Source organism: Chryseobacterium herbae, from assembly GCF_025154075.1.
GTDB classification, from domain to species: domain Bacteria; phylum Bacteroidota; class Bacteroidia; order Flavobacteriales; family Weeksellaceae; genus Chryseobacterium; species Chryseobacterium herbae.
In genome coordinates this window covers 520,536-545,131 of the sequence record NZ_JAOAMU010000001.1, presented here as the reverse complement: position 1 = coordinate 545,131, position 24,596 = coordinate 520,536, and the positions used below count along the sequence as shown (strand labels likewise).

The window sequence follows — 24,596 nt, the reverse complement described above, 5'->3', positions numbered from 1 at the left end:
ATGGAAAAAGATGAATTAAAAATCCTCGCTCAGAACCTTGCCAATCCACAGGGAGAAAAAGGAATTGAGATCGGCGAGATGATGAACGCTACCAACATCAGCATGACATTAGAAAGCATCAAAACGCTTTTAATAGAAGATGATGAACACCTCCTTGAAATAGGGCACGGAAATGCCGGACATCTGAAAAATATTTTAAACAGAGCTAAAAATCTGAAATATACAGGAGTAGATATTTCTGAAACCATGTACAATGAAGCCAGAAAGCTGAATAAAGACTTTGAAAGCCAGGCCGATTTTGTATTGTACGAAGGAAAAAAACTTCCTTTTGAAGATAAAACGTTTGATAAAATATTTACCGTCAATACCGTTTATTTCTGGGAAAACCCGGTTGAGTTTCTCAATGAGATCTATAGAGTTTTAAAGAATGACGGAACATTCGTTCTTACTTTCGGACAGAGAAAATTCATGGAAACCCTGCCGTTTACGGAATACAATTTCACCATGTACAGCAACAGCGAAATGGAGGAACTGGTTTCCAAAAGCCACTTCAAGAGAATGAAAATTTCTGAAAAAGAGGAAGATATTCAAAGCAAATCAGGAAACGAAACCATCCACAGAATTTATACAGTTTTAACCATAAAAAAATAAGATAATGAGCACGTTAGTTAATGATCTAAAGGAAAAATGGGAAGCTCTGAAAGCAGAAAATCCACATATAAGAATAAGAAACGCTGCAGCACAATTAGGTGTAAGCGAAGCTGAATTATTGGTAACAAGCATTGGAGAAGGCGTTACTGTCCTGAACTCTGAATTCCCTGCGATCCTTACCGAAGCAGAGAAGCTTGGAAAAGTGATGGCACTTACCCGCAACGACGAATGTGTGCACGAAAGAAAAGGAATCTACCAAAACGGGGATTTCAGCAGCCCTCATGCACAGCTTTTCGTAGGAGAAGATATTGACCTTAGAATATTCCTTAACCACTGGAAATCTGCATTCGCACTAGTGGAAGGTGACAAGAAAAGCCTTCAGTTTTTCGGAAAAGACGGTCTTGCCCTTCATAAGATCTACCTGACAAAAAACAGTGAGGAAGCAGCTTTCGATGCTATTGTAGAACAGTTTAAGGCAGAAGATCAGAATCAGGTGTTCGCTGTGGAGGCAGTGACTCCAAAAGCTCCTGAAAAAGCAGATGCTGAAATTGATGCTGAAGGATTCAAAAAAGCATGGACAGAATTAAAAGATACCCACGATTTCTTTATGATGACAAGAAAATTCGGGGTAAGCAGAACTCAGGCATTGAGATTAGCTCCGGAAGGATTTGCTAAAAAAATCGATAATGCTAAAGTGGTGAATGTTCTTGAAGATGCTTCAGAAAAGAATATCCCGATCATGGTATTCGTTGGAAACAGAGGAATTATCCAGATCCACACAGGAAACGTAAAGAAAACACTTTGGCACCAGCAGTGGTTCAATGTAATGGATCCGGATTTCAATTTGCACCTGGATGTGACGAAAATTGCAGAAGCATGGATCGTGAAGAAACCTACTGAAGACGGAGAAGTAACAGCTATCGAAGTATTCAATAAGGACGGAGACTTCATCGTCCAGTTATTCGGAAAAAGAAAGCCGGGAATCCCTGAATTACAGGAGTGGAAAGATCTTGTAGCAGAATTAGAGAAATAATAATTAGATAATTTTGAATGGGCCGTTTTGTTTTTTAATTCAAGACGGCCTTTTGTTTTGAAGCAGATCGCTGGATTTGCTGAAGAATAAATCAATTCTATTCGCAAATTTTTTTAAACCACAAAACTCACAAAAGCTTTTTATTTGAACACTTTAGAGCACTTTAGTTTTAAAAGCTTTACAATCCTGAAAATGGTAAGAGCACATAAGCTGAAAATCTTTGATTTTCATAGAACTTAAGTGTACTTCTTGTGCGTAATGTATTTGACTTTTGAAATAACTAAAGTGTTAAAAAGTCTTTTGTGGTTTAAAATCAGCGTAAAAATTTGTGATATTTGTGAAGAAACATTTGTGTAATTTGTATTTAAATAAAATAAAAATGAAGAATATTTTCATAGCCGTTTTGCTGGCGGGTTTTTGCTCATTAAGCGGGCAGGATATCAAAGCCTATCAGTTTTATGATAAGAAAGGGAAAGAAGTAAAGACCGAAAAACTGGTTAAAGAACTGGCTAAATATGATGTGGTTTTCTTTGGCGAAAATCACAACAGTTCTATCAACCACTGGCTACAGCTAAAGGTGACGGAAGGTTTATTCCAAAAGAAAAACGGACAGATCATTCTGGGCGCAGAAATGTTCGAAAGAGATAACCAGGCTCAGTTGAATCAATATCTGGAAGGAAAATTTGATGCTAAAACATTAAAAGATTCCGCCCGCTTATGGAACAATTACGCGACGGATTACAAACCACTGGTTGATTTTGCTAAAACTAAAAAACTGAACTTTATCGCCACCAATATTCCAAGGAAATATGCGTCTCAGACTGCAAAAGAAGGTCTTGAATCTCTGAATAAATTGAGTGATAAAGAGAAAACTTATATTGCTCAGCTTCCGATTAAAGTTACGCTGGATACTCCCGGTTATCAGGAAATGAAAGCAATGATGGGAGACCATGCAGAAGGTACGAAAGTAATGAATTTCATCTCGGCACAGGCGACGAAAGATGCTACCATGGCTGAATCTATCCTGAAAAGTATGCAGGCTGGGAAAACGTTTATTCATTATAACGGAAACTATCACAGCAAGGAATTCGGTGGAATCTACTGGTACATCAAGCAGAAGAACCCGAATCTTAAAATGGCGGTGATCTCTGTTTTTGAATCCGAAGATCCTGAATTGAAAGTTCCTGCGAAAGAATATAGCCCGACAGATTTCAATCTGATCATTCCGGCAGATATGACGAAAACACTTTAACTAAGACGCACAAATTTTACAGGTACAATTATAAAATTTGTGCGTTTTTTTATTTTATTTCAGTATCAATTTCTTTTATAATGATATTGATTTCCAGAATAGTCTGATCATATTTTTCATTAACACTTTGGCGGTAGGTTTCCAGGAGAAAATTATTCGTCCTTAAATGCTGTGATTTAGCATCCAGAAATTCATCAGCAATTCTTTCAACTTGATTATTATAAGTTTTTTCAAGGCCTTCTAATAATTTTATATCCTGCTCATAGTACTTTAAAATTTTTCTTTTTAAAGGTTTGTTGCTTATATACGCAATATTCCCGCTGGATTTAAACCCCTCATAGTTTCCTAAGTTTGAACTTCTGATAATTCTTTGTAGCTGAATTTCTACCGGAGTACCCTTAGCCGGAGAATCTTTAATACGGATTGTATCCGTCTTTATTTTTTCAGGATTGGTTGCTGGAAATGCTTTTTTTAGATTTAAAATTTCTTGCCTGTCATTGGCTAAATCAACTTTCAGATCACTGAGGAACTCTCTTACTTCTTCTGCCTGATGTCTTTTCTCACTGATCCCATGGAGCCAGATAGAAAGTGATACGGCAAAAACGATGATGAATATTTCCAATAAGAACTCTCTTATTTTATGCCAGACACTTTTTTTCTCTTTATCTGTCAGGACTCTTAATGCCTGCTTGGCATGTTTACGAATTTCTAAATCAGCCATAACTGTGTTTTTAATATTGTAATAAACTATATATTTAGCAGAATAAATATAGTGAAAATGATAATTACTTTTCCTATAAAAAAAATCGTGGAGTTTTTATAGACAGGCACTTACATTAGCTTAGGTCTACTGTTTATTCAAAATACAATATTTATCTTTGTAGCTCCAAATAGTAAAAATGAAAAAAATACCTTTTCTACTCATCCTTTTTATCGGTTTTATCAACGCACAAAAGTTGACACCTGGTGAGATTTCGGTCATTAATAAAGGGGATATCAATACGGCAATGCCAATTTATCAGACGACAGACGCTGATCAGCATAAAACCTTATTAAATCTTTCTTCAGAAATCAGCCCGGTGGATCCCAATACCGCTGTTTTAGTGAAAAGAATGAAAGAATCTCTTCTCTCAACAGACGGTGGAGTAGGAATTGCGGCACCACAAGTCGGAATCAACAGAAAAGTGATTTGGGTGCAGCGTTTTGACAAAGAAGGAAACCCAATAGAATATTTCATCAATCCGGTGATTGTCTGGAGATCAGAACTACAGAACCTCGGCCCGGAGGGAGATTTATCCATTCCTGAATTCAGGGATCAGTTTTACAGAAGCAAAGTTATTCAGCTGGAATATGTGGATTTGAAAGGGCAGAAATACTCAGAGATTGTGGAAGGTTTTACGGCGGTTATTTTCCAGCATGAAATAGACCACCTTTTCGGAATTCTGATTTCAGATAAAAAAGAAAAAGAGAAGAATGATTCTTATAAGAAAGTGGATGCTTTTAAGAAAAGCGATTCTACGACGAGATAATATCTGATAGAAGCCTTACCTATTGTTTCTTGTATATGTACATTTCGGGAAATTACTACAGCCCCAGAAAGATCCATATTGACCATTTCGTTTAATAAGGTTTCCTCCACAATCTGGGCATGAAATATTTCGGTTGATATTAGAGTTGGCTATTATTCTTTTATCTTCAGTACGACTGTTTTTCCTTGCAGTGAGGATTGTTGCGACAATTTCGTTCTTGGTTCGTTCATTTACATAAGCTGAATCATATTTTTTTATGGTTTTGAATAACTTATTTGTATAAACAACATCAGTATATGTTTTGGTCTTGAGGGTTGCCCTTTTTGTAAATGTAATTATTGAGTAATATCGCAAATATGGATAGTTTTTCAGGACGTGTTTTAAAGCATAAATATGACCCTGATTTTGTAAAATAGGATTGTAAAACTTACGTCTGTACTTATAAATAACCTGAAACCAATACCTGTCTTTTTCATAGCCTAAAATCCAGCCTTTATAATTCTTGGTTTCAATAACGAATATTCCATAATCTGAAACAATAATGTGATCTATTTGTGAAATGGAGCCTTTAATCTTTAATTCTATATTATTCAGGACAATATATTCTTTATTGTTTAATCTTTTAAGAATTTCAGAAACCCGTCGTTCACCAATATATCCCTTTATTTTTGGAGTATAATATCTAATGATTAAGTACAGGATGCCTAAGATAAAAATGATTAAAAAACTACTGTCCATGCTGTTTGTATACTAGTTAAAAATCTGCTTACATAAGAAAACAGATTTTATTTTAATTAAAAAAAATTAAGCTTGGTTACTCGTAACAGAAAGTTTCACCTCTGATGTCCTTTCCGTCAAAGGGTTCTAAATAAATTGATGATTCTGTTAAGTGCATCGTCAAGGTAGCTATCTTAAATATTTAAGATGTGTGAAAAACAGTCAATTCTATATGTTTTGATTTTAAATTTTAGTTCACCTCTTTTTCTGGAGTCATTGATCAGCTCATAAACTCTTCCATTTTCAGAATCTAAAAAGTATTGATTGTATCGGATTGTTTTTTCTGAATCTTTCAGAATATGATTGAAAACCGATTGAGTTCTATTGACACAGGAATCGGAATCTTCCGTTTTGTATTTATCTACTCTATAGGTTGAATAAACATAATTTTCGAAAATTTTTGGTTTTAAATAGAGATTGGTTTCAGTATTTAAAATATTGCCCATCATTGCTTTTGTCAGGATTGTAAAGTCTGCCGGTTTTAAATTTAACTCTGTGACTAAAATCTTCATTTGCTTTTCAAAAGTTGTATTGGTTTTCGGATAAAGCTGAGGTTGCTTTTCGTTGGTAAAATCCCAATAATCAAAATACATATTTGAAAAGAATGGAATGGAATAAAATCTTTTGTTCTTTTCAAAAACTAAAACTTCGTCGTAATCTTTTTTTTGTGGATTTTTATAAAGTGTTATAGATAAGGAATCCAGATCAACCTTTGTTACTTTTTCTAATTTTTTATCAATCATTGGAAAATTTTCCAATACTGATTTTATACTTTCTTCCGAGGAATCAAAGCCAGATTTGTTTTCTTTATGGCAGGAAATCAATATAGAGAATACCATTAGAAGTAAAGTGAATTGTTTCATTAAGATATCTTTTAGTAGCTTATTTTTAGTTTCAAATGGCAACCATTATTTTCATCAGACTCATATTTTTCCCCATTCTTTCCCTCTTCAATCAACTTAAGACCTTTTGAAGATACGGCAATGAATACATCAAAATTTCCATAGGGATTTTTGTAAAGATTATATTCATCAATCCTAAATCTTGGTGTTATACTCAATTCATATTCATTATAACTCTTCTCACTTTTTTTATAAAAGTTTATTGTAGTTGAGTCTAATCCGTTATCAAAACTGGCAATATATTTCCCATTTTCTAAAATTTGAGGAAAACTATCTGTAACTCGTGAAATTTTAGTTTTTTCATTAAATAATAAAAATCCTGATATTTCAAATCCAGACATTTTAAAAATATAGTAATCAGATTTTTTGTCAACAAGACGAAATTTTATGTTACAGGATTTTGATTTCCTTAATTTGTTGTTTTCGTAAAAAGAGAATGTTGCACAAGAATCTTGAAAAACTTTTGGAAACTTCGTTTTAAATTCAGTTAATAAATTTTGGTTTTCTAAGTTGAAGATTGGATTTAACTTTATTTTTTTGGTTTTTAAATTATTGTAGTCTTGTTCACTGAGAAATTCAAATTTTACGGCTTCATTTCCTTTAATTTTATATGAAAAGTATTGGCATTTTTCATTATCAAAAGGTTTAAGGATTTGTGAGTTCCCCATTTGAAAAGTAAAGCTCAGAATCAAGAATAAATATTTAATCATTGTGATTTTTATGATGGAGTAGACAATGTCTCAAAAGGTTATGTCGGTCCAAATTATAGTTCCATAAAATTAAATAATTTTAGCCTGAAAACAATCTTTAAAATACTGGATATATAAAAATAGAACCTATTTAACGAAAAAATCTGTTTCGAAAAGAAACAGATTTGATTTCATGAAAGGAATTAAACTTAGTTATTCGTAACCACAATTTTCACCTCCATATTACCTCTTGTTGCATTGGAATACGGGCAAATCTGGTGTGCTTTTTCTGTCAAAGCCTGCGCTTCTTCGATAGAAACTCCGGGAATATTCACATCTAATTCTGCAGCCAAACCGAAACCTCCGTTTTCAATCTGTCCGATGCTGATCTGAGCAGTTACCGTGGTTTCTCCTGTTTTGGTTTTAGCTAAACTGATCACTCTGTTAAGCGCACTATCAAAACAAGCCGAATATCCAGCTGCAAAAAGCATTTCAGGATTGGCAAAATCATCATTACCACCACCTAAAGCTTTAGGCATTCTTACTTCAAGATCCAAAACTCCGTTTTCACTTTTTACATGGCCGTTTCTTCCGCCCTGTGCTGTTACTTGTGTTGTATATAACGTTTTCATTTATTTTTCTATTTTGTTTAATATTTTTTGGATAGTTTCCTTAAGATGAATAAGATCTTCTGTTTCTACTCCGATCTTATTTTGTATTTTTCCGGGAATTTCACATGCCTTTTGCTGCAGCTTTTTCCCTGCTTCGGTTAAGAAGACTTCAACGACTCTTTCATCCTCTTTTTTTCGTTTTCTGTCGATGATTCCCTTATTCTCCAGTCTTTTTAAAAGTGGCGTTAAAGTTCCGCTGTCCAGAAAAAGTTTGTCACCGATATGGCTCACTGCAAGACCGTCGTTTTCCCATAATACCATCAAAACGAGATACTGCGGATACGTAATGTCGATCTCATCAAGAAACGGCCGGTAAAGTCCCGTAATCTCTTTTGCAATCACATAAAGCGGAAAGCAGATCTGGTTGTCTAGTTGTAACGATTTTGAATTTTCCATAAAGCTGAGCATGAAAGATTTGTTGTGAATATATTACTTTTTGATGATGAATTCCTCCATAGGAACTCTTACTTTTTTCATCGTTGAAAGCCAGTCTTTTTCTTCATCTCTATACCCAAGATACAGAAGGCTGACACTTTTTAATCCTAATTCTTTTAATCCAAGAATTTCATCCACCACTTCAGTACTGAATCCTTCTGCAGGTGTACTGTCGATTTTTAATTCTGCAGCCTGAGCCAAAGCAAACCCCAAAGCAATATAAGTCTGACGGGCTGTATGCGCAAAATGTTCCGCAGAAGTCTGATTGCCATACATTTGCTTAAGCATATCCGTATAGCTTCCAAAACGGCCTTGTGGCAATTCTCTTACATCGGTATGATGGTCATATACTTTATCAATTTTTTCATTTGAGTAGCTGTCCCACGCTGCAAATACCAAAACGTGAGAGGAATCTTTCATCACTTCAGGATTTAGAGCTCCGGCCACCATTTTTTCTTTTAATTCCTGGTTTTCCACTACAATGATACGGAAAGGCTGAAGTCCTGATGAAGTAGGAGCCAATCTCGCTGCTTCTAAAATAGTATTAAGATCTTCCTGTGATACTTTTTTTGACGGATCATAAGCTTTCACAGCGTGTCTCCATTGTAAGTCTTGTATTAATGACATTTCTATTGTTTTAAATTATATTTCTTTATTTAATCACCCCGAAAAATTCCGGTGATGAATTTCTATAGCAAATGTACGATCAATTAAATTGTGTGCAATTTAATTTTAATAGATTTAATTTATCGCGATTTTAGAGAAAAGCTAAATAGTGGGAGGGAAAGTAAATTCAGCAGGAATCAGATTTTTTAAGATGTCCTTTATTTGAAACTTTGTAATAGAAATTTTAAACAGAAAATAATGCTACGATTTAAAAACAAAACAGCCCTGATCACAGGGGGAACCAATGGAATGGGGTTTGCAACGGCGCAACAGTTCATTGCTGAAGGTGGAAAAGCAATCATCACAGGCCGAAGTGAAGATACAGTACATACTGCATTAAATAAACTGGGAAATCACGCTTTCGGAATTGTTTCAGATGCAGGAAACATGAAAGACCTTATGAATCTGCAAACTGAGGTGAAAAAATATACGGAAACCATTGACCTACTTTTTGCCAACGCAGGATATGGAAAATTCTTTCCGATTGAACATGTGAACGAAGAACATTATGACGAGCTGTTCAATGTGCTTGTAAAAGGACCTTTCTTTACCGTTCAGCAGATGTTACCGTTAATGGGAAAAGGAAGTTCAGTCATTTTCAATACCTCGGTGGCTACTGAAATTGCAATGCCCAATTTTTCAATATATTCTGCTGCCAAATCGGCGGTGCAGTCCTTTGTAAAGACTTTTGCGGTGGAACTTACAGAACGTAGAATTAGAGTCAATGGGATAAGTCCCGGTCATATTAAAACAAATATTTTCAACAATACGGGTTTAAATCCTGAACAGATTGAAAGTGCAGTTCATGATATTATTCCTACCATTCCTTTTAAAAGACAGGGTGAACCGGAGGAGATTGCTCATGCTGTCTTGTTTCTGGCTTCTGAAGAGGCTTCTTACATTCACGGTACGGAGCTAAAGGTAGATGCGGGAATTTCCGTGATCAGATAAATTAAAAATCCCCATCATTCTCTGTGATGGGGGATTTTAAAGGAAGTGGTTGGTTTTTTTCATCGGCCTGCTTTAAGTGCAGTATTTCGATTGGAAGGTGGAGAAATTCTTGTCACGGAATTTCATTCACCTGTTTAATAATATTCGTATTATTTTCTATACCTATATTATATGCTTTTCCTCTTTTTTTACTCTGGCTTGTTTTCTCCAGAAGGGCTTTATAATCTTCTGCCTTTTTAGACAGGTAAAAGATCTGCGGACTTATTCCAATAGATACACGAGTGAATTCTTCCGGTTTTTCCGGATCTTCAGTGACATCAGTGATGACAGAGTTATTATACCAGGTCAGGTTCTGTGAACTTGAGCTTCCGGAACAGGATGTGATCATAAATAGTAGTAATAGTATATAAGTCCAGGGTTTCATAGAAAAAATATTTAGTAAACAGCTCCTGCCATTAAGTTATTAAAACTGCAGAAGCTGTATAAGTTAATTAAAATCCACAGCTGCCAACATTTGGAGCCGGTGATGGAGAACATCCTGAAAGTGATGAGAATATCGTCAGTACACAATTCGTGTTCACTAAGTTATTGTCATACAAATAAGAATTAGAAGGGCTTCTGTAGTACACATTTCCTGCTGTATTAGCGTAAGAAGATACTGATGCAGATCCACATGTAGTATTGATACAAGCGTTTCTCCATGCTGTGTCCGTTACAGGTCCGCTAGGGAACAGGGAAGGATCTATGATTCTTTTTTCAGTAACGCCTGATGCATTTTTATAGCTTACCAGGATCGCCACGTGATAACTCCATGCAACGCAGCAAGTACCGGTAGATGCTTTCAGGTTTCCGTATACAAACTGCTTTTCACAGTCGTAACCGTTGTTGATCAGGATTTGTCTCATTTTGTGAGCTCTTGCATAACATCCATCTACAGGATATCTGAAGGTAATACATGGCGAAGATGCTGTAGAAGTACCGCACGCCTGATTTTTGATAAGGTTAAACATACTGTTCAGTGTGGCTACGTTTGGAAGAACGCTGGTTAGTTTGTTTGTTTCATTTTTAACCTCTTTGGTATAAGCAGATTTGAAAAAGCGAACATCTTCCTCGCTTCCTTTTTCTACTTTGGCAATTTCATGCGTGTTCGGCTTGATAAAAACCTGGATAGGAGATTCGTTTTTTACCGCTTCTCTGATCAGGCTAATGTACGCTTCATTCTCCTTTGTAGGCGTGATGGTATAGAACTGTGCTGTAACGATGAAAGATACTTTTAGCGTACCGTTTTCATCTTCTATCCCAACAGGAATTGTTTTTCCAAGATCCGTCAAAGCTTTGTTACTCGTTTCGTTCTGACTCATTTGCTGTTCCGCATTAGAGTCGTTACAGGCATTGAATGACAAGGCTGCCACGAATACCATCATTGATAACAGAAATTTTCTCATAATTTTCATAGTTTGGTGGTTAGTAATAAAATGTATTTATCTAAGTTTTGGTGTGTGTCGTTTTTTAATAATAACAAAAAAAATAGTTCACTTTAATGTGATATTAAAAGTAAACAAAAATAGTGTATCGGCAAATTATTTTCCAATAAAATGTTAATTATTTTAACATATGTTTGAATAAAACCTTTGTTTTAGGGTATTGTAATGGGTTTTTAATACCAATGTATCGGTAAGGTTTCGATAATCGTAAAACCTAAATCGAAAGCAGAAAATAATAAGAGGTACGTTTTTGAGAGGTAAAAAGGTAACAAAGCTACTAATTAAACATATAATAAAATGTCCGCATACCGTTTTAAAGGTTTAATAATCGCAAGGGTAAACAAAGGCATTTCATTTAAAAGAGTAAAACAAAAAATACCGGAAAAATCTCAAAAATTAAGAGGTTTTGATTGATGTGAAAATCTTGTATTTCGGAAATAAGTGAAACGCCTTTGTTTATCTTACTTTAAAGAAATTAAAATTAATTCTTTGTTTTTCTTTGCGTTTAAAAAAAATCCCGCAGATTCCACAGATTTCGTAGATCAGATATTTAGCTTCGTCAATCAACGGAGTTGATTTCTCTTTGCTACTGTTAAATTTCCATCATATTAATTATTCCTTTGCGTTAAAGAAACAAAGCGTTCTATACCCTATATATGACAACTCATTAAATAATACAAAAAGAAAACCGACTGTAGAACTACGGCCGGTTTTTATTTTTATAGCAAAGTATATCTTATTTATAGACAAGTTCAGCTCCGAAAACATCTGCAAAATGCTTTCTGATCTTAGCTTTTAAATCTTCTACTTCCTCGGTGGTCAGATCTCTTTCAAGTTCTCTTTTTACAGAAGTTACCTGCTTATCTTTGATTCCACAAGGAACAATGTATTCAAAATAACGCATATCAGTATTGACATTTAAGGCAAAACCATGAAGCGTTACCCATCGTGAGGCTTTCACACCCATCGCACAGATTTTTCTGGCATACGGTTTTCCCACATCCAGCCAAACTCCGGTTTCTCCCGGTGAACGTTCTCCTTTGAGACCAAACTCACCAATAGCCCTGATGATCACCTCTTCCAGATTTCTCATATACAAATGAATATCCGTAAAGAAGTTTTCAAGATCCAGAATAGGGTAGCCTACAATCTGTCCGAAACCATGATAAGTGATATCTCCACCACGGTTCACTTTTACGAAAGTAGCATCAATTTCTTTCAGTTTGTCGATTCCGGCAAGCATATTCTCTTCGTGACCACTTTTTCCCAAAGTGTAAACATGAGGATGCTCCACCAGTAAGAAATGGTTGGGTGTTGTAATATGTTCTTCTGCCGGTAAATCGCGGTTTTTAATTTTGGTATCGATGATATTTTTCATCAGACTCTCCTGATAATCCCAGGCTGGCTGATATTCTTTTACACCAAGATCTTCAAATTCTACTGATTTATTTTGATTTGTATTCATACGTTGCTGTCTGTTTTCTTAATGGCCATATGGAGTTGTGATGTCCTGCCATTTTTCTGACATACAAATTTAGTGAATTTTAACCTTTTATAGAATGGATAAAATCTATGGCAGTATTCTTCCAGTCTTTATGATTCAACAGCGTATGCACAAAGGCTGTTCCGATAATTCCACCGTCTGCTTTTTCAGTCACATTTTCAAAATTTTCTTTAGATTTGATGCCGAAACCGATCATCACGGTGTTCTTAATCGGAAGAGAAGCTAGTCTTGACAAGTAGTTTTCATTTTTCAGAACGGCATTGTCATTTCCGGTGGTTGATGACGAACTTACCGCGTACAGAAAACCGGAACTTAAAGAATCCAGATACAGAATTCTTTCATCGGAAGTTTCAGGAGTTACCAGAAACGTAAAATTAAGGTTATACTTTTTTAAGATCTGCTGATAATTGTTTTCAAATTCAATAGGAGGAAGATCGGGAATGATAAGCCCCGAAACTCCGCTTTCAGAACATTCACGGCAAAACTCCTCAAATCCGAAACTCAAAACAGGGTTGATATAACCCATCAGAATAATGGGAATCTGTATTTCGTTTTTAACGGTTTTTAATTGAGAAAACAGTTTTTCAATCGTCATTCCATTTTTTAGAGCCTGCTCATGAGCCTGCTGGATCACCGGTCCATCTGCCACCGGATCAGAATAAGGCATTCCGATTTCCATCATATCCGCTCCGGACTGCTGGATCAGTCTTATAATATCAGCGGTATCTTCCAATTGCGGAATTCCTGCTGTGAAATATATGTTTAGTTTTTTCATTGTTATAATATAGATGTTAGAAATTAGAGATTAGAAGTTAGAAGAGGTATTATAAATTGGAGGTGTTAAAGGACTAATTTCTAATCTCTAGCTTCTAATTTCTCTTAAATACGTTTCCATATCTTTATCCCCACGTCCGCTCAGGCAGATTACGACAATATCATTTTCATTAAATTTCTTCTTATTCAAAACAGCCAGAGCATGAGAACTTTCCAGTGCCGGGATAATTCCTTCTAGTTTTGTCAGTTCAAAAGCAGATTGTAAGGCTTCCTCATCATTGATGCTGAAAAATTCAGCGCGTTTTTCCTTAAATAAATGAGCATGAAACGGCCCGATTCCCGGATAATCAAGTCCGGCAGAGATCGAGTGGGGTTCAATAACCTGACCGTCCCCGGTTTGCATCACAAGACTTTTGCTTCCATGCAGAACACCTAATGTTCCAAGAAAAGTCGTCGCAGCTGATTTTCCGGAATTAATACCTAATCCGCCAGCTTCCGCAGCAATGATTTTCACCTCTTTTTCTTCCACAAAATGATAAAAAGTACCCGCTGCATTGCTTCCTCCGCCTACACAGGCGATCACATAATCAGGATTTTCTCTTCCGATTTTCTCTTTCAATTGTTCCCTGATCTCTTTTGAGATAATGCTTTGAAATCTGGCTACCAAATCAGGAAACGGATGAGGACCTACTACGCTTCCGATAACGTAATGGGTGGTCACAGGATTATTGATCCAGTCTCTGAGGGCTTCATTTACTGCGTCTTTTAATGTTTTTGAACCTGAAATTGCTGGAATAACTTCTGCCCCCAGCATTTTCATTCTTGCTACATTCGGAGCCTGTCGCTGGATGTCGATTTCTCCCATATAAACGATACATTCCAGACCCAGTAAAGCACAGGCCGTAGCGGTAGCCACGCCATGTTGTCCGGCACCGGTTTCAGCAATAATCCTGGTTTTCCCCAAACGTTTTGCTAAAAGAACCTGTCCCAGGGCATTGTTGATTTTATGGGCTCCGGTATGGTTGAGGTCTTCTCTTTTTAAATAGATATGAGTATTGTATTTATGGCTTAAATTCTTAGCGAAATAGAGTGGTGTAGCACGTCCCACATAGTTTTTCAGCAGGTCCTGGTATTCATTCTGAAACTCTTCGGATTCTATGATCTCAAGATAATTTTTCTGCAGTTCTTCTACATTCGGGTAAAGCATTTCAGGGATGAAAGCGCCTCCGAATTCACCATAATATCCGTGTTCATCAGGGTTTTTATAATTCATTGTATTATTCTTTAGTGATTAAATAAGCATTGTTTCCCGGGCCAAGCTGTCTGAGCAGCTCTTTTGTTTCTTCGGAAGTATTAAAAATTAAAATATCATCATCTTCAGAGCTGATCCATCCGGTTTCATCATTTTCAAGAATGGCTTTGGCTTTATCTTCCAAAATTTCAATATCACAGCGATGGTAAAGCGGGCGCAGATCTGTAAAACAGAATCCTATAGTTTCAAGATTTCTCTGAATGACATTTTCTGTAAAAGACCGGACCAGCTGCGATTCGTATCCTTTTTTCTCCTGAGCAGAAACCAGACCAACCACCTCCGCAAAAGAATATTGTTTTCCGGAGATTTCCAGGACAAAATCAAAATTAAGCCGGATAACCGCCAGTATTTCACCTTCTAAGCCCAACAGCAAATGAAATTCCGAATCTTTAAAGGAAGTGCGAAAATCTGAAGGTGTCATCTCGCTCCATTCGGGGACTTCCCACAGGTTCAGAATAAATCCTGTTTCTGAATCGGTCAGCTCGCCTGGTTTTTTAATTTGATAATTCATCGATTAAACTATTGATAAAATGGATGTTGTAATTACGCTGCTGTCTGGTGATCAGTTTTTTATGATGCATGAATTCAATTTTGCTGGTGAGGTCAATTAATGTCCCTGTATCTATTTTAGATTCATACATCGTGACCGCAATTTCCAGATTGTCAATTAAAAAATACGGATCGGAATCTTCATAAAGCAAAAAAATCTTCGCATAAATCTTTCCGAGATCATATTTGACATTCGCCCTGACATGACTGTCTAAAAATTTGTCAGAAATAATGACCAGATAATAGCTGTTCCAGAGACTGATCCTTTCAAAGAAATACTGGATATCACCCTCATCAAAGCTTTTGATAATGCCTATAAATTCCTGCAACTGCCCGTCTATGCTCCAATATTCTGTATCGCTATCATTTTGCGAAACAAAATTATACAGAGACTGGATTTTTTTATTCCCGAATTTTGGCGGAAATAAGGTTTTATAAAATGTTTTTTTTAACTGATGGATGTTCATCATCTTAGTGTGTATTTTTTTAGAGAGTCCCGAAGGGACGATTTAACTATAGTAAAGGATGAAGTCCTTTACTTCTATCATTGCATTCAATCCCAAACGTATTTTTCATCATAATCAATATGATGTTTTTCCAGCATTTCAATCACTTCATCCTTAAATTTTTGTTTCTGATGATGAATCCGCTGGTTTTTGATATAATTGGTAACCCTATTCACTTCATCTCTGCAAACTGAAAAGGCTGCATATCCATCCTGCCAAAAGAAGTTTTCATATTGAGGTCCTTTAGTCTTCATCCATTTTGAAGAATGAGCTTTGATTTCCTGAACCAGCTTCATCAACGGTATTTTCCGTGAAAGAAGACATAAAATATGAATATGATCATCAGTTCCACCTATCTGCAAGGCCGGACTTTCAAAATCTTTACACAGCACAGCAATATAAGAAAACAACTCTTTTTCTATTTCTTCATCAATGAAATCCTGCCGGTACTTTGTACTGAAAACAATATGGATGTAGTTTTTTACTAGGGACTGGGGCATTTTATTTTGTGTTTTTATATTAATCGGATTACATCCGATCCTATGTTAAATCGTCCCTTTGGGACTCTTTCGATATAATTTTTATTTTTTCTGTGTTTCTATTAATCGGACTGTATCCGATCTTTTGTTAAATCGTCCCCTTGGGACTCTTATGAAATAATTTTTTTATTTTTTCCAGGTCTTTATTTCCAGGTTCTATTTCAAATTTTGAATTGATATCAATGGCAAATGGTTTTTGATTCAAAAGACTGATATCTTCGATGTTTTCCTCTGAAATTCCACCGCTCAAAAGATAGGGGAGTGGGATATCAAATTCATTTAATAAGGTCCAGTCGAACTGTTGTCCTGTTCCTCCAAATGCTTTTCCGTCTGTATCAAAAAGGAAAAAATCGACAATAGAATGATGAGAATTGATTGTACTTTCTACTTTTTCTCTGGTCTCCTGATCATTATTCCCAATCCTGATCACCTTTATGATTTTAATATCCGGCTGTAGTTTTTGTCTTAATTCAATAATAAAATCTTCACTTTCATTACCGTGCAACTGAATCAGGTTTAATCCTGCTTGTTCTGCAATTTGAACAATTCTGCCAATTTCTTCATTCACAAAAACGCCTGTCTTTCCCTGATGCTTGATCTTAACAATATCTTCTGGTTTCAAATGATTCAGAACATATCTGGGCGATTTTTCATAGAAAATAAAGCCAAGAAAATCTACTTTCATGGAAATCAATTCCTCAATCTGATTAGGTCTTGTTAAACCACATACTTTAAGTTTAGGGAACAAGTTGTTGGTGTCAGGTTTCAGGTTCATAAAATTCATAAAGTTGTTATTTCGTAGGTTATTCATTCTGTTTTCTCATCATTACATCAACATATCATCACATCACCAAATCATCGTATTAGCAAATCATCAAATCGCCAAAGTAAACTCTTCAAACGCTTTCGCCGGATCCTCATTAATCATAAAATATTCTCCCATCAGGAAACCGTCGAATCCTTTTTCCTTTAAATATTTAAAATCTTCGAGATTATAAATGCCACTTTCAGCGACAGATAAAACATCTTTTGGAAGCTGGTCTTTTAACTGTACTGAATGCTGAAGATCCACTTTAAAGTCTTTTAAATTTCTGTTATTAATTCCCACAAGATCAATTTTAGCATTGCAATGTTTCAGCTCTTCTTCTGTATGAATCTCCAATAACACTTCCAGATTCAGTTCGTGTGCTAATTCTGTGAACTCCTGAACCTGATTGGGAGATAAACACGCTGCAATCAATAAAACCACATCAGCTCCGATGCTTTTGGCTTCATAAAACTGGTATTCATCCACCATAAAATCCTTTCTGAGAATTGGAATGTTGATACGCTTCCTTACATTCAGAATATCATCAAAACTTCCTCCAAAAAAATCTTTATCAGTAAGAATTGAAATTCCGGAAGCTCCAAAATTTTCATAAGCAGAAGTTACTTCCAGAGGCTGAACCTGATCATTGATGATTCCTTTTGAAGGAGATTTTCTTTTAAATTCAGCAATAATTCCGCTTTTATTTTTTACAAATTCTTTCAGAGAAAAAGTTTTTCTTCCAAAAAAATCAGAATTCTTCAGACGGTCAATTGAAATTTCAGCTTTTGAAACTGCAATTTCTTCTTTTTTCCTTGCAATAATTGTATCGAGTATTGTCATGTTTCCTTGTAGAAGTTAGATGTTAGAAATTAGAAGTTAGATGTGCTCGAGAATAGTTTATAAAGTGTTATCCATTCACCAGTAATTCCAGGCTTCTCAAAGCTTTTCCGCTTTCCAGACTTTCTTTGGCCATTAAGAGACAATCTTCGTAGCTCCCGAATTTCTGGGTGTGGAAGAGAGCAGTCGATGCATTGGCAAGAACTACAGAGTTCTGTTGTATTGAACCGTTTCCTTCCAGAATATTCCTGAAGATTTTTGCAGATTCCTGAGGGGTTTCACCCGCCAGAATACTTTCCGGACTTACGGATTCAAATCCCAGATCTTCCGCTGAATAAATCTCTTCACCGTTTTTCGTAATGATTTTGCTGTCCTGTGTAAGACTTATCTCATCATAACCGTCCAATCCGTGGACAAGGATAAATTCACGTTCTTCTTTCTGCAACAGATATTGATAAATTCTTGCGATTTCAAGATTGTAAACACCAATCACGGAATATTTCGGTTTGGCAGGATTGACTAACGGCCCCAGAAGATTGAAAAACGTTCTCAATCCCAATGCTTTTCTCAAAGCACCTACAGACTGAAGGGCAGGATGAAAATACGGAGCGTGCAGAAAACATATATTGGCTTGATCAAGATCTTTATTCAGCTCATCTGAATTGTTTTTGAACTGATAGCCAAGCTCTTCCATGACATTAGATGATCCTGTGGTAGCAGATGCTCCGTAATTTCCGTGTTTGGCCACTTTCTGTCCTGTTCCGGCCACAACAAAACTTGCCAGCGTTGATATATTGATGGTGTTTTTGCCATCACCTCCGGTTCCCACAATATCCATTGTATCATGATGGTCAAGATGTACGGGAACTGCCATCTGCAGAAGAGCTTCCCTGAATCCTTCCAGTTCTTTTAGGGTAATATTCCGCATTAGAAAAACGCTGATAAAGGCCGTCACTTCTGCCGGATTAAATTTATTCTGAGCAATCTCAATCATGGTAGCCTTTGCCTCAGATTTAGACAAAGTGTGATGATTGAACAGGTATTGTAATATTTCTTTCATTTGTGGAGTTTTTATGGTTGTCGCGTAATCGTTTTCTGTTGGTTTCATAATTCTACGGGTAAACAAATTGCATTAAAGCTTCAGTTGAGCTGAAATTAAGTTTCTCAGCAAGTCTTTCTAAAACTTCTTGGTCTGCAAGATTTAAATTAATGTGTAACTGATCAAAGATTATATAGAGATCACAATCATGTTTTGGGAAATCAAATAATTCTAAATACAGTGTGATCCTTTCATTTACTTTATAATCAAGTTCTAAACTTGAAATTAAAGACTGGGCAAATAATTCGATTTGAAAACCACTCCAATTGCGAACATCTTCTTTTACTTTTTCAAGAATATTCTCACTGGAACTTTGAATGAGCCTTATGACATGATCAGTACCATGGCATTCACTCCACCAATCGCTGTCCCAGTTCTCATGCTCCAAAATGTAAGCATAGATCTGGAGAACTTCTTCATCAGAACTTTGGGTTCTGCTGTTTTGATTATATGTTTCTTTTTTGGCAAGAAACTGCTCAAACTCTTCCTTAGTCATCTCAGTTCAGTAAAAAATTTCTGATAATGACTTCTCCATCCGGAGTTAAAATGCTTTCCGGGTGAAACTGTACGCCGTGCACATCATAAGTTTTATGTTGTAGGGCCATGATCATTCCGTCCTTATCTACAGCCGTGATTTCAAGCTCTTCCGGGAAACCTTCCGGATTGACTGCCCAGCTGTGGTATCTTCCCACTTCCATTCCTGAGGCCAGATTTCTGAAAATCTTTGTATTTTCTTTAACCAGTTCGGCAGACGTTGCCACCCCATGGAAAATTTCTGAAAGATTGATCAGGCTTCCTCCAAAAGCTTCTGCGATGGCCTGTTGACCAAGACATACACCCAGAATACTTTTAGTAGAAGCATATTCTCTGATCAAATCGAGTAATATTCCAGCTTCTTCAGGAATTCCGGGGCCCGGAGAGAGAATGATTTTATCATATTTCCCGATCTCTTCCAAGGTGATCTGATCATTTCTAACGACATCTACCTTTTGATCCAGAATTCGTTCAATGATCTGGACAAGGTTGTAGGTGAAGCTGTCGTAGTTATCAAAAACCAGAACTTTAAGTTGAGTAGGAGTTTCCGGTTGGTTTATATTGTTGCTCATTTTTTGTTTTTTAATGGGTTGGGGTAGTTTTGCTAGTTGCTAGTTATTTTTGACTTATCACTCATCACTTTTAACTCATCACTATCTTTCCGGCTTTGTCTACCGCTTTTTTTAAGGCGTTTAATTTATTGTTCACTTCCTGCAATTCATTTTCAGGGACAGATTTTGCCACCAGTCCGGCTCCGGCCTGATAATAAAGAGTATTGTTTCTGCTTAAAAAAGTACGGATCATAATCGCCTGGTTGCAGGTTCCGTTTAATCCGATCATCCCGATGCATCCTCCATAATATCCTCTGGAATCTTTTTCATACTGATCGATTAGCTGAAGGGCTTTATGTTTTGGCGCACCGCTTAAAGTTCCCTGCGGAAATGTTGCGGAAACCATATCAAGAGGATTGATGTTTTCCGGAAGATCAGCGGTCACTTCGCTTACCATATGAATTACGTGTGAGAAAAGCTGAATCTCTTTAAGTTTAGTAACAGTTACATTTTTGCCCAGTTTTCCAAGATCATTTCTGGCAAGGTCTACCAGCATAGTATGTTCTGCGTTTTCCTTTGGATCGTTTTTCAAAGCCTCAATCGACTGAAGATCCGTTTCCAGATGTCCGGTTCTTTTAAAAGTTCCTGCAATAGGGTGGATGATGGCTTTGTTGTCCTTAATAATCAGTTGACTTTCAGGGCTTGATCCGAATAATTTATAATTTCCGTAATCAAAAAAGAAAAGATAGGGCGATGGATTGATATTTCTAAGGGCACGGTACACATTGAATTCATCCCCTTTGAATTTCTGTTCAAACCTTCTGCTTAACACCAGTTGGAATACATCACCTCTCATACAGTGTTTCTGAGCTGTTTTTACCAGTTCAATATATTCTTCATCGGTAAGGTTAGAAGTTTCGTTTTCTACTTTTTCGAAAGGATAGACCGGAGTATTCTGGTTTCTGATCAGATTTTCAAGCAGATAAAGATCAGATTTTAAACCGGGAATCTGATTTTCAATAATATGCATTTCATCATTGTAATGGTTGATGGCAATCACATATTGATATAATCTGTAACGTAAAATTGGAATTTCCACTTCCGGACTCTGCGGCTTTAAATGAATGTCTTCAAAGAACTGCACCGCTTCAAAACTGGTATATCCGAAAAGGCTCTGAGCGGTCTGTTCAATAGGATCAAGTGTAGTTTCACACTCGAAAGTACTCTGAAATTCATCAAAGATATCCGCGAGATTTTTATCCCCGATTAATTGTTTTACAGGATCTAAACCTGGAAGCTTGATTTCAAACTCAGTCAGGTTTTTAACTTCAATTCCTGCCACAGCATTCACGGCAATGAAAGAAAAATTATTGTCAATGTTCTTGGAGTCTGAACTTTCCAAAAGAATCGTATCCCTGAATCGGTCTCTGATCTGAAGATAGATATTCATGGGAGTATAAAGGTCTCCCAGTGTTTTTTTGGAATCGGTTTTTATTTTAATTTTTTGAGTGGTCATCTGACGTGTATTTTTTTGTTGTGGGTGAAATAAAAAAAAGGCTTCAACGGAATCCGTCAAAGCCTATATATTGTGTATTTTAATTATTCTGCTAAACCTTTAGCAACATGACAATACCTCCAGACCCGACGAAGAGTTTGAAAGCCACCACCAAATATTGTTGCTCATATTAAACATGGGACAAATGTAGAAAATTTTTTAATACAAAAACAAGAAAAAGTCCAAAAATTAAAAAACTTAAAATGAAAATTCTCTATTTAAGCTGCTTCAGCTCTGCTTTTAATTCTTCAATTTTTATTTTGTATTCTTCACTGTCATAGGTTTTTAGATAATCTTCCAGGGCGGCAATATATTCTTCAATGAATTCTCTATTCGTTCTGTCCGCTTCATATTTAATCTTCGCTGATTCTACCGGGGCCAATTTTTCATACTTCAGCATTTTGTTTCCTTCCTCAGACTGATAGTAAAGAATCACGATGTTTTTCTCATACCCCGGAATATATTTTACCGGAAAATGCTGTCCCATTTGCGGAATCCTGATGGCATTTTCAATGGGGTAGATCGTTGCGCTGGTCGTCGAAAAGAATGTTGAGGCGTATTTTCTGTCCTGTTTTTTGACAATCGCTTCGTAATCATGAATATACATTTCATTCAGTGTGGAATTGGTCTCTACATCAGAAGTGATAATAGCTGTACTTTCAACACCGTATTTATTTAGAAACCAGGCATTCAGATACTGTCCTGCGACACCATTCAATATAGCCAAAGGAATAATAGGAGCGAGAAACCATGCTTTTTTGGTCACAAAAGAAAGCAGACTAAAGAACACCAGAAGAATAATCACGGTATAAAAACCATGATGACTGGTGAAAAACAGAATTTTGGAGACGAAAATCATAGCTTAAATTTAAAACTATTGGTACAAATAATCATTATCTAAACATTAATTTTCCAGAGAAATATAGATGAGGTGAACATTTGTCATGAGTTTAAACGCTTATTTTTTATATTTTTGTCTAAATTTTATTAGAAAAAATAATGAGAAAAGTATTAGCAATTGCATTTATCGGAAGTTTATTAGTGGTAAACTGTTCTAAGAAACCGGATCATACATTACAGGACAGCAATACAATGTTGCCAGAACCAGATGCTCCGGCGGTAGTAGATTCTACAGCTAAGAAAGCGGCTCCGGCTGCAGCTGTAACACCTGCACCAGCTACTCCTGAAGCAGCGAAAAAAGATTCTACTGCAGCTAAAAAATAATGAAAAAACTCCTTTTGGCAGGAGCGTTGGGATTTTTGATCCTATCCTGTTCTAAAAAAGAAAATACGGAGGCACAAAGTGTACCCTCTGAGACATCCGCTGTTTCAGAGCCGGTAAAAGCTAATCTTTCAGGTGACCAGATCATCGAAACATTAGACTGCTCAGGATGCCATGCCGTGAATGAGAGAATGATAGGACCTTCTTATAAAGAGATCGCAGGGAAATATTCTGATAAAGATATTGAAATGCTGGCCTCGAAGATTATAGAAGGCGGAAGCGGAGTTTGGGGAGGCGTTCCGATGGCTCCTCATCCACAGGTGTCTAAAGAAGATGCTAAAAAAATGGTAGAATATATTTTGAGTCAGAAAAAATAAATATGACTACTGAAAAATCCAGTCTGCACACAAGAAATCTGCATCGCAATCCCTATGATTTTGATCAGCTTATTTCTTGTGTGCCAGAACTGAAACACTATGTCTTCGTTAATGCTTACGAAACGAAGACCATTAATTTTAGTCTTCCCAAAGCGGTCAAACTGCTTAATCAGGCGCTACTTTTACATTTTTATAACATTAAAAACTGGGATATTCCTGAGACTAATCTGTGTCCTCCTATTCCCGGACGTGCCGATTATATCCATTATATCGCAGATCTTTTAGGCGAACAACAGGCTGAAATCCCGACCGGGACTTCTGTATCGGGTTTAGATATCGGAACAGGAGCAAATCTTGTTTATCCTTTATTAGCCCACAGATCTTACGGTTGGAAAATGCTTGGGACAGATATTGATAAAAGTTCTCTTGAAAATGCTCAGCGTATTTTGGATGAAAACCCGGATTTATCATCTGCTATTCATTTAAAACAGCAGCCTGATTCTCATCATATCTTCAAAAATATCATCGAGGACGGTGACCGTTTTACATTTTCTATGTGCAATCCTCCTTTCCATGATTCCGAGGAATCTGCCATGAAGGGAAATCTCAGAAAAACAAAAAACATTAATAAATCTAAGGGTAAAAAACCTCTGCTTAATTTTGGCGGACAGCAGTCAGAATTGTGGTGTGAAGGCGGTGAAATAGCTTTTATCTCAAAAATGATTGAGGAAAGTGCTCAGTATTCCTCACAGGTGCTTTGGTTTACGTGTTTGGTTTCTAAAAAAGATAATCTTCCTAAGCTGAATTCCCTTTTGAAGAAAGTCAGAGCATTAGATGTCAAAACCATTGATATGGCTCAGGGCCAAAAAGTAAGCAGAATGCTGGCATGGACTTTTGTTCCTCAGAAATATCGGAAAGCTTCGTTTTAAAGTGAATTGTCAATTTTGCTTCGCAAGTCAATGGTGAATGGTATTCTGGGTGAATAGTTTTAATGGCCGGAGGTAATTTCAATTGTGAATTTTGCAGCGCAAGTCAATTGCCAATAATAAATTTGTTCAAAGAAATTTCCTGCGAGCCCATTCAAAATTGATGGCGTTGGTTTAAACTGTTCATACTATCCTCTAATAAATTCACTACGAAATAGATTCATAATTGACCATTCACATTTAAACCGTTATTCGTCAATGATAACCTCCATCAATAACTTCACTGCGAAGCAGATTGACCATTCATTATTCACTTTTAACTGCTAGTCCCAATGATAATCTTCATCAACGAATTCACTGCGAAGCAGATTGACCATTCACCATTCACGTTTAACGTTTAATTCTAATGATAACCTCCATCAATAAATTCCCTGCGAAGCAAATTCCCCATTGACCATTCACAA

Annotated in this window: 30 protein-coding genes; 8 read left to right on the top strand and 22 right to left on the bottom strand. The window is 36.3% G+C overall.

Annotation, left to right across the window (positions count from 1 at the left end):
* The 3 genes from N0B48_RS02365 (at window position 1) to N0B48_RS02355 (ending at window position 2,936) form a co-directional block, all read left to right on the top strand.
* Window positions 1–651, top strand: a complete 651-nt coding sequence (locus tag N0B48_RS02365; protein WP_259836464.1) for a class I SAM-dependent methyltransferase — start codon at window positions 1–3, stop codon at window positions 649–651.
* Between the two features lie 4 nt (window positions 652–655).
* Window positions 656–1,684 carry a hemin-degrading factor gene (locus N0B48_RS02360; RefSeq protein ID WP_259836461.1) on the top strand — a complete coding sequence of 343 codons (1,029 nt, stop codon included), beginning with the start codon at window positions 656–658 and terminating at the stop codon, window positions 1,682–1,684.
* A gap of 379 nt (window positions 1,685–2,063) precedes the next feature.
* Window positions 2,064–2,936, top strand: coding sequence for a ChaN family lipoprotein (locus N0B48_RS02355; protein WP_259836458.1), 873 nt, complete (start codon window positions 2,064–2,066; stop codon window positions 2,934–2,936).
* A 49-nt stretch (window positions 2,937–2,985) separates the two neighbouring features.
* On the opposite strand, the gene N0B48_RS02350 is transcribed toward N0B48_RS02355, so the two are convergent.
* On the bottom strand, window positions 2,986–3,657 hold the full coding sequence (locus N0B48_RS02350) for a hypothetical protein (protein WP_259836455.1): 672 nt from the start codon (window positions 3,655–3,657) through the stop codon (window positions 2,986–2,988).
* A gap of 178 nt (window positions 3,658–3,835) precedes the next feature.
* On the opposite strand from N0B48_RS02350, the gene N0B48_RS02345 reads away from it, so the two are divergent.
* The gene (locus tag N0B48_RS02345; protein ID WP_259836452.1) at window positions 3,836–4,465 is read left to right on the top strand and encodes a peptide deformylase; all 630 of its coding nucleotides are present in this window, start codon (window positions 3,836–3,838) and stop codon (window positions 4,463–4,465) included.
* Window positions 4,466–4,480: 15 nt separating this feature from the next.
* Here N0B48_RS02345 and N0B48_RS02340 read toward each other — a convergent pair whose 3' ends face one another.
* The 6 genes from N0B48_RS02340 to N0B48_RS02315 form a co-directional block, all read right to left on the bottom strand.
* On the bottom strand, window positions 4,481–5,203 hold the full coding sequence (locus N0B48_RS02340; protein ID WP_259836449.1) for an NERD domain-containing protein: 723 nt from the start codon (window positions 5,201–5,203) through the stop codon (window positions 4,481–4,483).
* A gap of 173 nt (window positions 5,204–5,376) precedes the next feature.
* Complete coding sequence (locus tag N0B48_RS02335) at window positions 5,377–6,105, bottom strand: hypothetical protein (protein ID WP_259836445.1); 729 nt, start codon at window positions 6,103–6,105, stop codon at window positions 5,377–5,379.
* Between the two features lie 11 nt (window positions 6,106–6,116).
* Window positions 6,117–6,854, bottom strand: coding sequence for a hypothetical protein (locus N0B48_RS02330; RefSeq protein WP_259836442.1), 738 nt, complete (start codon window positions 6,852–6,854; stop codon window positions 6,117–6,119).
* Window positions 6,855–7,042: 188 nt separating this feature from the next.
* Entirely contained in the window at window positions 7,043–7,465 is a 423-nt protein-coding gene (locus N0B48_RS02325) for an organic hydroperoxide resistance protein (RefSeq protein ID WP_223607449.1), read from the bottom strand.
* Window positions 7,466–7,900, bottom strand: a complete 435-nt coding sequence (locus tag N0B48_RS02320; protein ID WP_259836437.1) for a MarR family winged helix-turn-helix transcriptional regulator — start codon at window positions 7,898–7,900, stop codon at window positions 7,466–7,468. It lies immediately after the preceding gene.
* Window positions 7,901–7,933: 33 nt separating this feature from the next.
* A complete protein-coding gene (locus N0B48_RS02315; protein WP_259836435.1) occupies window positions 7,934–8,566 on the bottom strand; it encodes an NAD(P)H-dependent oxidoreductase in 633 nt (210 codons plus the stop codon).
* 237 nt (window positions 8,567–8,803) lie between these two features.
* Between N0B48_RS02315 and N0B48_RS02310 the strand changes: the two genes are divergently transcribed.
* Window positions 8,804–9,556, top strand: a complete 753-nt coding sequence (locus N0B48_RS02310) for an SDR family oxidoreductase (RefSeq protein WP_259836433.1) — start codon at window positions 8,804–8,806, stop codon at window positions 9,554–9,556.
* 112 nt (window positions 9,557–9,668) lie between these two features.
* On the opposite strand, the gene N0B48_RS02305 is transcribed toward N0B48_RS02310, so the two are convergent.
* The 15 genes from N0B48_RS02305 to N0B48_RS02235 all read right to left on the bottom strand — a co-directional run bounded on the left by N0B48_RS02305 (window position 9,669) and on the right by N0B48_RS02235 (window position 22,467).
* A complete protein-coding gene (locus N0B48_RS02305) occupies window positions 9,669–9,980 on the bottom strand; it encodes a hypothetical protein (protein WP_259836431.1) in 312 nt (103 codons plus the stop codon).
* Between the two features lie 67 nt (window positions 9,981–10,047).
* Window positions 10,048–11,001 (bottom strand): protein-glutamine glutaminase, encoded by a 954-nt coding sequence (locus N0B48_RS02300; protein ID WP_259836429.1) that lies wholly within the window; start codon window positions 10,999–11,001, stop codon window positions 10,048–10,050.
* A 775-nt stretch (window positions 11,002–11,776) separates the two neighbouring features.
* Entirely contained in the window at window positions 11,777–12,505 is a 729-nt protein-coding gene (gene lipB / locus N0B48_RS02295; protein ID WP_259836426.1) for a lipoyl(octanoyl) transferase LipB, read from the bottom strand.
* A gap of 79 nt (window positions 12,506–12,584) precedes the next feature.
* Window positions 12,585–13,319: a tryptophan synthase subunit alpha gene (trpA, locus tag N0B48_RS02290; RefSeq protein WP_259836424.1), complete on the bottom strand. Its 735-nt coding sequence runs from the start codon at window positions 13,317–13,319 to the stop codon at window positions 12,585–12,587.
* An 87-nt stretch (window positions 13,320–13,406) separates the two neighbouring features.
* Window positions 13,407–14,591, bottom strand: a complete 1,185-nt coding sequence (trpB, locus tag N0B48_RS02285) for a tryptophan synthase subunit beta (RefSeq protein ID WP_259836420.1) — start codon at window positions 14,589–14,591, stop codon at window positions 13,407–13,409.
* Window positions 14,592–14,595: 4 nt separating this feature from the next.
* Entirely contained in the window at window positions 14,596–15,141 is a 546-nt protein-coding gene (locus N0B48_RS02280) for a hypothetical protein (protein WP_259836417.1), read from the bottom strand.
* The gene (locus N0B48_RS02275) at window positions 15,125–15,649 is read right to left on the bottom strand and encodes a hypothetical protein (protein WP_259836414.1); all 525 of its coding nucleotides are present in this window, start codon (window positions 15,647–15,649) and stop codon (window positions 15,125–15,127) included. The genes N0B48_RS02280 and N0B48_RS02275 overlap by 17 nt, the downstream gene beginning before the upstream one ends.
* A gap of 83 nt (window positions 15,650–15,732) precedes the next feature.
* Window positions 15,733–16,185, bottom strand: coding sequence for an IS200/IS605 family transposase (gene tnpA / locus N0B48_RS02270; protein WP_259836411.1), 453 nt, complete (start codon window positions 16,183–16,185; stop codon window positions 15,733–15,735).
* A 127-nt stretch (window positions 16,186–16,312) separates the two neighbouring features.
* Window positions 16,313–16,999, bottom strand: a complete 687-nt coding sequence (locus N0B48_RS02265; RefSeq protein WP_259837533.1) for a phosphoribosylanthranilate isomerase — start codon at window positions 16,997–16,999, stop codon at window positions 16,313–16,315.
* Between the two features lie 99 nt (window positions 17,000–17,098).
* Complete coding sequence (trpC, locus tag N0B48_RS02260; protein WP_259836408.1) at window positions 17,099–17,872, bottom strand: indole-3-glycerol phosphate synthase TrpC; 774 nt, start codon at window positions 17,870–17,872, stop codon at window positions 17,099–17,101.
* A gap of 67 nt (window positions 17,873–17,939) precedes the next feature.
* Window positions 17,940–18,929, bottom strand: coding sequence for an anthranilate phosphoribosyltransferase (trpD, locus tag N0B48_RS02255; protein ID WP_259836406.1), 990 nt, complete (start codon window positions 18,927–18,929; stop codon window positions 17,940–17,942).
* Window positions 18,930–18,981: 52 nt separating this feature from the next.
* Window positions 18,982–19,464 (bottom strand): hypothetical protein, encoded by a 483-nt coding sequence (locus tag N0B48_RS02250; RefSeq protein WP_259836402.1) that lies wholly within the window; start codon window positions 19,462–19,464, stop codon window positions 18,982–18,984.
* A gap of 1 nt (window position 19,465) precedes the next feature.
* Window positions 19,466–20,074 (bottom strand): anthranilate synthase component II, encoded by a 609-nt coding sequence (locus N0B48_RS02245; protein WP_259836399.1) that lies wholly within the window; start codon window positions 20,072–20,074, stop codon window positions 19,466–19,468.
* A 70-nt stretch (window positions 20,075–20,144) separates the two neighbouring features.
* Window positions 20,145–21,569 (bottom strand): anthranilate synthase component I family protein, encoded by a 1,425-nt coding sequence (locus N0B48_RS02240; RefSeq protein WP_259836397.1) that lies wholly within the window; start codon window positions 21,567–21,569, stop codon window positions 20,145–20,147.
* Window positions 21,570–21,822: 253 nt separating this feature from the next.
* Window positions 21,823–22,467 carry a hypothetical protein gene (locus N0B48_RS02235; RefSeq protein ID WP_259836394.1) on the bottom strand — a complete coding sequence of 215 codons (645 nt, stop codon included), beginning with the start codon at window positions 22,465–22,467 and terminating at the stop codon, window positions 21,823–21,825.
* Window positions 22,468–22,607: 140 nt separating this feature from the next.
* Here N0B48_RS02235 and N0B48_RS02230 point away from each other — a divergent pair, with 140 nt between their 5' ends.
* Genes N0B48_RS02230 through rlmF form a run of 3 tightly spaced genes read left to right on the top strand, consistent with a single transcriptional unit; the run spans window position 22,608 to window position 24,135 of the window.
* Window positions 22,608–22,832: a hypothetical protein gene (locus N0B48_RS02230; RefSeq protein ID WP_259836391.1), complete on the top strand. Its 225-nt coding sequence runs from the start codon at window positions 22,608–22,610 to the stop codon at window positions 22,830–22,832.
* Entirely contained in the window at window positions 22,832–23,206 is a 375-nt protein-coding gene (locus tag N0B48_RS02225; RefSeq protein WP_259836388.1) for a c-type cytochrome, read from the top strand. Before N0B48_RS02230 ends, N0B48_RS02225 begins: the two co-directional genes overlap by 1 nt.
* Before the next feature lie 2 nt (window positions 23,207–23,208).
* Window positions 23,209–24,135 (top strand): 23S rRNA (adenine(1618)-N(6))-methyltransferase RlmF, encoded by a 927-nt coding sequence (rlmF, locus tag N0B48_RS02220; RefSeq protein ID WP_259836385.1) that lies wholly within the window; start codon window positions 23,209–23,211, stop codon window positions 24,133–24,135.
* The last annotated feature ends 461 nt before the right edge of the window (window positions 24,136–24,596 follow it).